We start from the raw sequence: 10,438 nt of genomic DNA on the forward strand, positions 1-10,438 counted from the left end.
TGGAGCTGTCGCATGAAGGTTTTTCGTCTGCTGGTCCTGCTGGCGGTTCTGATCCTTGGGTTGATCATCGGTGCGGTCAACATGACCGCGATGTCGATCAACCTGCTGTTTACCCAACTGCATACCTCGGTAGGCGTGGCCCTGATCGCCGCGCTGCTGGTGGGTGTCATCGTCGGTGCCGGCCTGGTGCTGGTGAGCGTGGTCATTCCGCTCTACAGCCAGTTGCGCCGCGCCAACAAGTCCGCTGTCGCCACGCCGGCACCGGTTGCTTCCCCCCAATCTTTTGATGGACGCTGATCGAAGATGGATTTCGTCACCGAGTGGTTCTGGTTCTTCCTGTTCGTTCCGCTGGCCGCACTGGCCGGGTGGGTGATCGGACGGCGTGGTGGTCAACGCCACGGTGACAGCCAGGTCAGCCGCCTGTCCAGCACCTACTTCCGCGGCCTGAACTACCTGCTCAACGAGCAGCCGGACAAGGCCATCGAGCTGTTCCTGCACATCGCCGAGCTGGACAAGGAAACCTTCGAGACCCAGGTCGCGCTGGGCCACCTGTTCCGCCGCCGCGGCGAAGTCGACCGCGCCATCCGCCTGCACCAGGGCCTGGTCAACCGCCACGACCTCAGCGATGCGCAACGCGTGCAGGCGCTGCTGGCACTGGGCGAGGACTACATGAAGTCCGGCCTGCTGGACCGCGCCGAGACCGTGTTCACCGAACTGGCCCAGCTGGATCAGCGTGCTCCGCAGGCACTCAAGCACCTGATCGGCATTTACCAGGCCGAGCGCGACTGGGAAAAGGCGATCGACAACGCGACCCGTTTCGAGGACGTCACCGGCGAGCCGATGGGCAAGCTGATCGGGCAGTTCGAGTGCGAACTGGCCGAACGCTTCCGCGGTGCTGGCAAGCTGGAAGAGGCGAGGGCAGCGATTGCCCGGGCCTACCAGGCCGATGCGATGTCGGTACGTGCCGGCATCATTGAAGGACGCCTGGAAACCGATGCCGGCAATCCGGAAGCGGCCGTACGCGCCTTCGAGCGTGCCGCGCGCAACGATCCGGAGTACCTGCCGGAGCTGCTGCCGGCGCTGATGCAGAACTACCGCAAGGTCGGCGATCTGGCAGGCGCACGCGCGTTCCTGTCGGAGATGACCGAGCACTACCGCGGCATCGCCCCGGTGCTGGCGCTGACCCGCCTGATGGAAGAGCAGGAGGGCGTGGCGCCAGCCCGTGCCTACCTGGGCCGCCAGCTCAAGGATCGCCCGTCGGTGCGTGGCGAGTCCGCGCTGATCGACCTGACCCTGGCTGAAGGCGCCGATTCCACGGCGACCCTGCACGACCTCAAGCACATCACCGACCAGTTGCTGGTGCGCAATCCGGCCTATCGCTGCACCCGTTGTGGTTTCGGTGCGCGCACCCACCACTGGCAGTGCCCGAGCTGCAAGGAGTGGGGTACGGTCAAGCCGCTGCTGAACTACGCGGTGCTCTGATCCATGCCGTGGCTCGTGATGGGCGCGCTGCTGGGCCTGGCCCTGCTGAGTGCGGCACTGACCTGGGCGGCGCGGGGTTACGCGCTGCGCCGGCAACTGTTTGACCAGCCGGGCGAGCGCCGCAGCCATAGCGTGGCGACACCCCGCGGCGGCGGCATCGCCATTGTCATCAGCCTGCTGGTGACCGCCGGTATTGCCATGTGGGCCTGGCCCGAAGCGCGTCCGAGCCTGCTGGTCGCCAGCCTTGGCCTGGCGCTGGTGGCGGGTATCGGCTGGTGGGACGACCACCGGCCGCTGCCGGCCATGCGCCGCCTGATGGTGCACTTCATCGCCGCCGCGCTGCTGGCCGCGCTGGTCAAGGTCCACGGTGGCAGCTGGCTGCTGGCCGTACTGGTCCTGCTGTTCACCGCCTCGCTGATCAACATCTGGAATTTCATGGATGGGATCAACGGCATCGCGGCCAGCCAGGCCATCGTGGTCGCGCTGGGGCTGGCGCCGCTGCTGCCCTGGCCGTACTCGCTGGCGGCGGTCGCGTTGGGCCTGGCCTGCCTGGGCTTCCTGCCGTTCAACTTCCCGCGGGCCCGGATCTTCATGGGCGATGTCGGGAGTGGCGCGCTGGGCTACGCGGTGGCGGCAGTGCTGGCACTGGCCAGCGTCAAGACCGACATCCACTGGATCCTGCTGCTGGTGTCGGCATCGCCGTTCCTTGTGGACGCGGGCTTCACACTGCTGGCGCGCATCATTTCCGGACAACGCTGGATGGAACCCCATACCCAGCACGTCTACCAGCGCGCGGTGCAGGCAGGAGCCAGTCACGCCCAGGTAACAGGGATGTACTTTGCTTTAGGCCTGTTCAGTATTACAGTGCTTAATGTCTGCTCCAATTTGCAGCCGAGGTGGGAGGCTGCCGTGGCGATCGCGTGGTTCATTGCGCTGAGCGTCCTCTGGCTCCTCCTGCGCAATGGATTGCGCCACCCAAAAGGAAATACCTGACTTATGGCTTCACCCTGGCGGGACAGAATCCTCGGCCTGATGCCGCGTTCGGCCATCGTCTGCCACGACCTGTTCATGGTCTGGGCATGCTGGCAGCTGCTCCACGCGGGGCGGTATTCGATCCTGGCCAACGCCCCCGAGCTCCCTCTCTGGAACGTTGACACCACGCTGGTGCTGCTGCTGCAGGGCATGGTGTTCTGGCGCGTGGGCCTCTATCGGGGCCTGTGGCGGTTCGCCAGCGTCAGCGACCTGCTGAACATCTTCAAGGCCAGCTTCATCGGCATGGTCGCCATCGTGCTGGTGCTGATGTGGAAGCGCTTCGACGGCGTGCCGATGTCGGTGCTGGTGATCTATCCGTTCGCGCTGTCGGCGCTGCTGGGCGCGCCGCGCCTGCTGTACCGGGCCTGGAAGGACTATCAGGCACTGCAGTCGGACTCGTCCGCGCGCCGCGTGCTGATCCTGGGTGCCGGCCAGGCCGCCGAGACCCTGGTCCGTGACCTGCGCCGTTCCGGTAATTTCGAGCCGGTCGGCCTGCTGGACGACGCGCCGCACCTGCGCGGCGCCAAGCTGCAGGGCCTGCCGATCCTCGGCACCCTGGACGATGCGCCGACAGTGGTCCGGGAGACGGCGGCCAAGCTGCTGGTGATCGCCATTCCGTCGCTGGACGCGGCGGGCATGCAGCGGATCGTCGCCATCTGTGAAAGCACCGGTGTGCCGTTCCGCACCGTGCCCAAGCTCAGCGACATCCTGCAGGGCCAGTCGCTGCCGGGGCAGCTGAAGGAAGTGGCGATCGAGGATCTGCTGGGCCGCAAGCCGATCATGCCGGACTGGAACCTGATCCGTGGCTGGCTGGGCGGGCGTACGGTGATGGTCACCGGCGCCGGTGGCTCGATCGGCTCCGAGCTCTGCCGCCAGTGCGCACGGCATGGCGCCGGCCGCATCATCCTGCTCGAGATCAGCGAACTGCTGCTGCTGACCATCGAAGGCGAGCTGCGGCGCAGCTTCCCCGATGTCGAGATCGAAGCGGTGCTGGGCGACTGCGGTGACCCGGCGGTGATCCGCCACGCCCTGTCGCTGCATCCGGTCGACACCGCCTTCCATGCGGCTGCCTACAAGCACGTGCCGGTGCTGGAGCGGCAGCTGCGCGAAGCGGTGCGCAACAACATCCTGGCCACCGAGAACGTGGCCCGCGCCTGCCTGGAAGCGCGCGTTGAGCATTTCGTGTTCATCTCCACCGACAAGGCGGTCGACCCGGTCAATGCACTGGGCGCCAGCAAGCGCTATGCGGAGATGATCTGCCAGAGCCTGGACCAGAAGTCCACGCATACCCGTTTTGTTACGGTGCGCTTCGGCAACGTGCTGGCCTCAGCCGGCAGCGTGGTGCCGCTGTTCCGCGAACAGATCCTGCGTGGCGGTCCGGTGACCGTCACCGACCCGGAAGTCAGTCGCTACTTCATGACCATCCCGGAGGCCTGCCAGCTGATCCTGCAGGCGGCCGCTTCGGCATCGCATGGTGCGATCTATACGCTCGACATGGGCGAGCCGGTGCCGATCCGCGTGCTGGCCGAGCAGATGATCCGCCTGGCCGGCAAGCAGCCGTACAAGGACATTCCGATCATCTACACCGGGCTGCGTCCGGGCGAGAAGCTGCACGAGACGCTGTTCTATTCGGACGAGGACTACCGTTCCACCGCGCACCCGAAGATTCTCGAGGCCGGTGTACGTACGTTCTCGCGTGACCTGGTGCTGGGCAATGTCCCGCGCCTGCGCGATGCCGTGGCTGGTTACGACACGACCAGCATCCAGGAGATCCTGTTCGCGACGATGCCGGAGTTCTCTCCCATCGAACAGGATGCTTACATTTCATCCGCTAAAGTCGTGCCCTTTCCGGCACGTGAGGCCAACAGGCACCAATGAGCAAGCGAATTCGCAAGGCAGTTTTTCCAGTGGCAGGGCTCGGGACGCGCTTTTTGCCGGCAACCAAGACGGTTCCGAAGGAAATGTTGCCGATCATTGATCGTCCGCTGATCCAATATGCTGTGGATGAAGCAATCGAAGCAGGCTGCGATACGCTGGTGTTCATCACCAATCGCTACAAGCATGCCGTGGCCGACTACTTCGACAAGGCCTACGAACTGGAGCAGAAGCTCGAGCGCGCCGGCAAGCAGGAGCAGTTGGAGATGATCCGCCATGTGCTGCCCAAGGGCGTGCGCGCGATCTTCGTGACCCAGGCCGAAGCACTGGGCCTGGGCCATGCGGTGCTGTGCGCCAAGGCCGTGATCGGTGACGAGCCGTTCGCGGTGCTGCTGCCGGACGACCTGATCTGGAACCGCGGCGACGGCGCACTGAAGCAGATGGCAGACCTCAACGAGGCCAGTGGTGCCAGCGTGATCGCCGTTGAAGACGTGCCGCACGACAAGACTGCCAGCTACGGCATCGTTGCCACTGACGCGTTCGACGGCCGCAAGGGTCGCATTTCGCAGATCGTGGAGAAGCCGAAGCCGGAGGACGCACCGAGCGACCTGGCCGTGGTCGGTCGCTACGTGCTGAGCCCGAAGATCTTCGAGCTGCTGGAGCAGACCGGCAGTGGTGCTGGTGGCGAGATCCAGCTGACCGATGCGATCGCGCAGCTGCTGAAGACCGAAGAGGTCGATGCCTACCGCTTCGAGGGCACCCGCTTCGACTGCGGCACGCACCTGGGGCTGGTGGAGGCGACGATCCGCTTCGCGCTGGACAACCCGAAGCTGGCAGGGCCGGCGCGGGAGAAACTGACGGCGATGTTGGCGGAGTAAGGGTTCTATCAAGCGCTCCGTGCTGCGCCTTGATTGATACGTGATGGGCGGGACGGGTGGGCCTTTGCAGGACACGCCGTAAACCCGTCCATGGGGGCTCGGTCGCCGCATCCATGCGGCGAACGGTCCTGCAAAGGCCCACCCGCCCCGCCTGTCAGGTTTCCTGCGGGCGCGGACGGGAAGGGCGGAATCAAAGGCAAGAGCAAAAGCAGAAAGGCAGCCAATGGCTGCCTTTTCCGTTTCCGCGAGCATCCACGCATGGCGTGGCTCTACTGCCCTTGCCTTTGCTCACTCCTCCGCCGGGGGAGGCTGGAAGGGCCGGGTCGGCAGGGCTGCCCGGGACCGTTTGCGCCATGGGCCCAAGGCATGCCTTGGGCGGGTTGGGCAGGACGCCCAACCCCGGTCTTGCCGTGTGCGCAGGACAGCGCACACCAGCAAGGCGCCATCGAGCCCCCAGGGGTGAGGGCGCTTTGCTTGCGAAGCACCGCTTCGCAAGCGCCCGAACGCACAGCCGCCAGCGGCTGGGCCGGACCCCGGAGGGGGGTTCACGGCGTGTCCCGGGCAGCCCTGCCGACCCGGCCCACGCCATGAAGCCCAACGAGGCAACGCTTTGAACCTTACAGCGCCTCGAAAATACCCGCTGCGCCCATGCCGGTGCCGATGCACATCGTCACCATGCCGTACTTCTGCTGGCGACGACGCAGGCCGTGCAGCAGGGTCGCGGTACGGATCGCGCCGGTCGCACCGAGCGGGTGGCCCAGGGCAATCGCGCCGCCCAGCGGGTTGACCTTGCTCGGGTCCAGGCCGCAATCGCGGATCACCGCCAGCGACTGCGCGGCGAAGGCTTCGTTCAGTTCAATCCAGTCCAGCTGGTCCTGGGTCAGGCCCGCCTGCTTCAGTGCCTTCGGGATCGCGGCGATCGGGCCGATGCCCATCACTTCCGGGCGCACGCCGGCTACCGAGAAGCTGACGAAACGAGCCAGCGGGGTCAGGCCGTAGTCCTTGATCGCCTGTTCCGAGGCCAGCAGCACGGCACCGGCGCCATCGCTCATCTGCGACGAGTTGCCAGCAGTGACGGTGCCGCCGAACTGGCCGTTGCGGAACACCGGGCGCAGCTTGGCCAGGCCTTCAGCCGAGGAATCCGGGCGCGGGCCTTCGTCGGTGTCGGCGATCTTGTTGCGGGTGATGATGCGCTGGCCATCGGCCAGGTCCGGCAGGTGCGAGACGATCTCGTACGGGCTGATCTCGTCCTTGAACTCGCCGTTCTGGATCGCGGCCATGGCCTTCTGGTGCGAGGCCAGGGCGAAGGCGTCCTGGTCTTCGCGCGAGACCTTCCACTCTTCGGCGACCTTCTCGGCGGTGATGCCCATGCCGTAGGCGATGGCGACGTGGTCGTTGTCGAACACGCTCGGCGCCATGGCGATCTTGTTGCCCATCATCGGCACCATCGACATCGATTCGGTGCCACCGGCCAGCATCAGGTCGGCATTGCCCAGGCGGATTGCGTCGGCGGCCTGCGCCACGGCCTGCAGGCCGGAGGAGCAGAAGCGGTTCACGGTCTGCGCCGCGATGGTGTTCGGCAGGCCGGCCAGCAGCACGCCGATGCGCGCCACGTTCATGCCCTGCTCGGCTTCCGGCATGGCGCAGCCGATGATCGCGTCATCGATGCGGTTGACGTCCACGCCCGGGGCCTGGGCGACGACGCTGCGCAGCACGTGCGCAAGCATGTCGTCGGGGCGGGTGTTGCGGAACATGCCCTTGGGCGCCTTGCCAACCGGGGTACGGGTGGCGGCGACGATGTAGGCGTCCTGGATTTGCTTGGTCATTGCAGTGATCTCTCGAATAGGTTTTGTAGAGTCGAGCCATGCTCGACTGCCACATCAGGGAGTGCCGACCAACGGTCGGCACCCACCGAAAGCAGGGAGGGGCGATCAATTACGCAGCGGCTTGCCGGTCTTGAGCATGTGCGCGATGCGGGCCTGGGTCTTTTCCTGCTGGGCCAGTTCGACGAAGTGCTTGCGCTCCAGGGTCAGCAGCCACTCTTCGTCCACCAGGGTGCCGCGGTCGACCTTGCCACCGCACAGCACGGTGGCGATGCGCTCGGCGATCTCGTAGTCGTACGGGCTGATGAAACGGCCTTCCAGCATGTTGACCAGCATCATCTTGAAGGTGGCGATACCCACGTCGCCGGCCACCTGGATGCGGCGTGCCGGCAGCGGCGGACGGTAGCCCGCTTCGGCCAGGGCGCGCGCTTCGGCCTTGGCGATGTGCAGGGCCTCGTAGCTGTTGAACACCACCTTGTCGGTGCTGCGCAGCAGGCCCAGTTCCTTGGCGTTGACCGCCGAGTTGGAGACCTTGGCCATCGCCACGGTTTCGAAGGTCTTCTTCAGTTCGGCGAACACGTCACCGCCCGGGCCAGCGGCCTGCGAGGCGCGCACGGCCAGTTCCTTGAGGCCACCACCGGCCGGCAGCAGGCCGACGCCGGCCTCGACCAGGCCGATGTAGCTTTCCAGGAAGGCCACGGTCTTGGCGCTGTGCATCTGGAACTCGCAGCCACCACCCAGCGCCAGGCCACGCACGGCAGCCACCACCGGCACCAGCGAGTACTTGATGCGCTGGCTGGTGCGCTGGAAGTTGGCGACCATCTCTTCGAACTGGTCGACCTTGCCGGCCTGCAGCAGGCCGAGCGCACCGGCCAGGTCGGCACCGGCGGAGAAGGGTTCCTTCTGCTGCCAGATCACCAGGCCCTGGAAGTCCTTCTCGGCGCGGCTGACACATTCCTGCAGGCCGTCGAGCACCTGGTCGGACACGGTGTTCATCTTGGTCTTGAAGCTGACCACGGCGATGCCATCACCGTCGTGCCACATGCGCAGGCCGTCGTTCTCGAACACGGTCTCGCCCGGCGCGAACTTCTCGCCCAGCAGCGGATCGGGGAAGCGCTGGCGCTGATACACCGGCAGCGACGAGCGCGGCAGCTTGGCGTTGCGCGACGGGCTGTAGCTGCCCTCGGCGGCGTGCACGCCATCGCGGCCATCGAACACCCAGTCCGGCAGCGGGGCATTGCTCATGCTCTTGCCGGCGACGATGTCATCGGCAATCCACTGCGCCACCTGCTTCCAGCCGGCGGCCTGCCAGGTTTCGAACGGGCCCAGCGACCAGCCGTAGCCCCAGCGGATGGCCAGGTCGACGTCGCGCGCGGTTTCGGCGATGTCGGCCAGATGGTAGGCGCTGTAGTGGAACAGGTCGCGGAAGGTCGCCCACAGGAACTGCGCCTGCGGGTGCTGGCTTTCGCGCAGCTTGGCGAATTTCTCGGCCGGGTTCTTGATCTTCAGGATCTCGACCACTTCCGGAGCGGCGGCGCGGTCGGCCGGACGGTAGTCCTGCTTCTCCAGGTCCAGCACCACAATGTCCTTGCCGACCTTGCGGAAGATGCCGGCGCCGGTCTTCTGGCCCAGCGCGCCCTTGGAGATCAGCGCGTCCAGCCACTTCGGCGACTTGAAGAATTCATGCCACGGGTCGTTGGGCAGGGTGTCGCCCATGGTCTTGATGACGTGGGCCATGGTGTCCAGGCCGACCACGTCGGAGGTGCGGTAGGTGGCCGACTTCGGGCGGCCGACCAGCGGGCCGGTCAGGCCGTCCACTTCATCGAAGCCCAGGCCGAACTGCTGGGTGTGGTGGATGGTGGACAGGATCGAGAACACGCCGATGCGGTTGCCGATGAAGTTCGGGGTGTCCTTGGCGTACACCACGCCCTTGCCCAAAGTGGTGACCAGGAATTCTTCCAGGCCTTCCAGCACGGCGGCGTCGGTGGTGGTGGCCGGGATCAGCTCGGCCAGGTGCATGTAGCGCGGCGGGTTGAAGAAATGCACGCCGCAGAAGCGGTGGCGCAGCTGCTCGGGCAGCACGTCGGCCAGCTTGTTGATGCCCAGGCCCGAGGTGTTGGAGGCCAGCACCGCGTGGTCGGCCACGAACGGCGCGATCTTCTTGTACAGGTCCTGCTTCCAGTCCATGCGCTCGGCGATGGCCTCGATGATCAGGTCGCAGTCCTTCAGCTGCTCCAGGCCGGACTCGTAGTTGGCCGGGGTGATGGCTTCGGCCAGCGACTTGCTGGCCAGCGGCGCCGGGCTCAGCTTGCCCAGGTTGGCGATCGCCTTCAGCACGATGCCGTCAGCCGGACCTTCCTTGGCGGGCAGGTCGAACAGCACGGTGTCGACGCCAGCGTTGGTGAGGTGGGCGGCGATCTGGGCACCCATGACGCCGGCACCCAGCACGGCGGCGCGGCGGACTAGCAGGGAATTGGACATGGTGTAGGGCCTTTGTTGGTCAGCAGTTACTGGGTGGAATCAAGGGGAAGCGGGCAGGGCGCTGGCGCGTGCGGCGGCGCGGAACCCGGCTTCGGCGAAATGGATCAGTTCGTGGGCGGCATGGGCACGATGCGCCGCTTCGGTGACACCGGCGGGACGCTTGATCAGCCCGAAGTCGGCCATGGCATAGGTGAGCGAGCCGGCCAGGAAATCCAGGCGCCAGTACAGCTCTTCCTTGCTCAGGTCGGGTGCGCATTCGGCAATCGCCTTGCCGAACGCACGCAGCACGTGACCGTAGTGGTCGGACAGGAACTTGCGCAGGTTGTCGTTCTTCTCTGCGTAGGCGCGGGCGATCACGCGCACGAAGGCGCCGCCGTTCTGGCGGTCCTGGGCCAGCGCCAGTGCCGGCTCGACGAAGGCGGCCAGCACCGGGCGCAGCTGCCCGGGGTGTTCGCTGCGGGCGCGCTCGAGCTGCGCCAGGCGCGCGCCGGTCATCTCGTCCATGCGGCGGCGGAACACCTCGTTGACCAGGTTTTCCTTGGAGCCGAAGTGGTAGTTGACCGCAGCGATGTTGACGTCGGCCTGGCTGGTCACCTGGCGCAGCGAAGTGCCGGCGAAGCCGTGCTGTGCGAACAGCTCCTCGGCCGCGCCGAGGATCCGGTCCTTGGTCGAGAAGTGGGCGGGTTTGGCCATCGGCGGGCGGACCTTAATCAAACGATTGTTTGATACTAGGACCAGACGGTAGCGTATGGCATTTTGCAGTGCAGCAAAAATGCCCGGACCGGTCAGATTTCACTCAGGTGGGTGAATGGGCGCAAAGGGTAGTGCCGGCCGCTGGCCGGCAACCGCAGGCAGCCCGTGAGGCGC

The 10,438-nt window shown here is 66.1% G+C and carries 8 protein-coding genes; 5 read left to right on the forward strand and 3 right to left on the reverse strand.

Translation table 11 applies throughout. The annotated features are described in order from the left end of the window. Positions 1–12: 12 nt before the first annotated feature. From ABE423_RS15370 to galU, 5 genes are read left to right on the forward strand one after another with little or no spacing between them, the layout of a single operon-like run. Positions 13–297 (forward strand): LapA family protein, encoded by a 285-nt coding sequence (locus ABE423_RS15370; RefSeq protein WP_010484569.1) that lies wholly within the window; start codon positions 13–15, stop codon positions 295–297. Between the two features lie 6 nt (positions 298–303). Beyond that, the gene (lapB, locus tag ABE423_RS15375) at positions 304–1,482 is read left to right on the forward strand and encodes a lipopolysaccharide assembly protein LapB (RefSeq protein ID WP_005416232.1); all 1,179 of its coding nucleotides are present in this window, start codon (positions 304–306) and stop codon (positions 1,480–1,482) included. Between the two features lie 3 nt (positions 1,483–1,485). Then, a complete protein-coding gene (locus ABE423_RS15380; RefSeq protein WP_293798056.1) occupies positions 1,486–2,475 on the forward strand; it encodes a glycosyltransferase family 4 protein in 990 nt (329 codons plus the stop codon). A 3-nt stretch (positions 2,476–2,478) separates the two neighbouring features. After that, a complete protein-coding gene (locus tag ABE423_RS15385; RefSeq protein ID WP_032130079.1) occupies positions 2,479–4,392 on the forward strand; it encodes a nucleoside-diphosphate sugar epimerase/dehydratase in 1,914 nt (637 codons plus the stop codon). Next, on the forward strand, positions 4,389–5,267 hold the full coding sequence (gene galU, locus ABE423_RS15390; protein WP_164081207.1) for a UTP--glucose-1-phosphate uridylyltransferase GalU: 879 nt from the start codon (positions 4,389–4,391) through the stop codon (positions 5,265–5,267). Before ABE423_RS15385 ends, galU begins: the two co-directional genes overlap by 4 nt. A 617-nt stretch (positions 5,268–5,884) precedes the next feature. Here the strand turns inward: galU and ABE423_RS15395 are convergent. The 3 genes from ABE423_RS15395 to ABE423_RS15405 all read right to left on the reverse strand — a co-directional run bounded on the left by ABE423_RS15395 (position 5,885) and on the right by ABE423_RS15405 (position 10,264). Beyond that, entirely contained in the window at positions 5,885–7,093 is a 1,209-nt protein-coding gene (locus ABE423_RS15395) for an acetyl-CoA C-acyltransferase (RefSeq protein ID WP_005409292.1), read from the reverse strand. A 105-nt stretch (positions 7,094–7,198) separates the two neighbouring features. Further along, positions 7,199–9,571, reverse strand: a complete 2,373-nt coding sequence (locus ABE423_RS15400; protein WP_014036899.1) for a 3-hydroxyacyl-CoA dehydrogenase/enoyl-CoA hydratase family protein — start codon at positions 9,569–9,571, stop codon at positions 7,199–7,201. 39 nt (positions 9,572–9,610) lie between these two features. Further along, the gene (locus ABE423_RS15405; protein ID WP_006431024.1) at positions 9,611–10,264 is read right to left on the reverse strand and encodes a TetR family transcriptional regulator; all 654 of its coding nucleotides are present in this window, start codon (positions 10,262–10,264) and stop codon (positions 9,611–9,613) included. Positions 10,265–10,438 lie beyond the last annotated feature (174 nt).

The sequence above is a fragment of the Stenotrophomonas sp. TWI1409 genome (assembly GCF_039673015.1).
GTDB lineage: Bacteria > Pseudomonadota > Gammaproteobacteria > Xanthomonadales > Xanthomonadaceae > Stenotrophomonas > Stenotrophomonas maltophilia_A.

Bases quoted from the DNA above. Each gene is read 5' to 3' on its own strand.
- ABE423_RS15370 (WP_010484569.1), top strand. From the start codon at position 13: ATGAAGGTTTTTCGTCTGCTGGTCCTGCTGGCGGTTCTGATCCTTGGG.
- lapB (WP_005416232.1), top strand. From the start codon at position 304: ATGGATTTCGTCACCGAGTGGTTCTGGTTCTTCCTGTTCGTTCCGCTG.
- ABE423_RS15380 (WP_293798056.1), top strand. From the start codon at position 1,486: ATGCCGTGGCTCGTGATGGGCGCGCTGCTGGGCCTGGCCCTGCTGAGT.
- ABE423_RS15385 (WP_032130079.1), top strand. From the start codon at position 2,479: ATGGCTTCACCCTGGCGGGACAGAATCCTCGGCCTGATGCCGCGTTCG.
- galU (WP_164081207.1), top strand. From the start codon at position 4,389: ATGAGCAAGCGAATTCGCAAGGCAGTTTTTCCAGTGGCAGGGCTCGGG.
- ABE423_RS15395 (WP_005409292.1), bottom strand. From the start codon at position 7,093: ATGACCAAGCAAATCCAGGACGCCTACATCGTCGCCGCCACCCGTACC.
- ABE423_RS15400 (WP_014036899.1), bottom strand. From the start codon at position 9,571: ATGTCCAATTCCCTGCTAGTCCGCCGCGCCGCCGTGCTGGGTGCCGGC.
- ABE423_RS15405 (WP_006431024.1), bottom strand. From the start codon at position 10,264: ATGGCCAAACCCGCCCACTTCTCGACCAAGGACCGGATCCTCGGCGCG.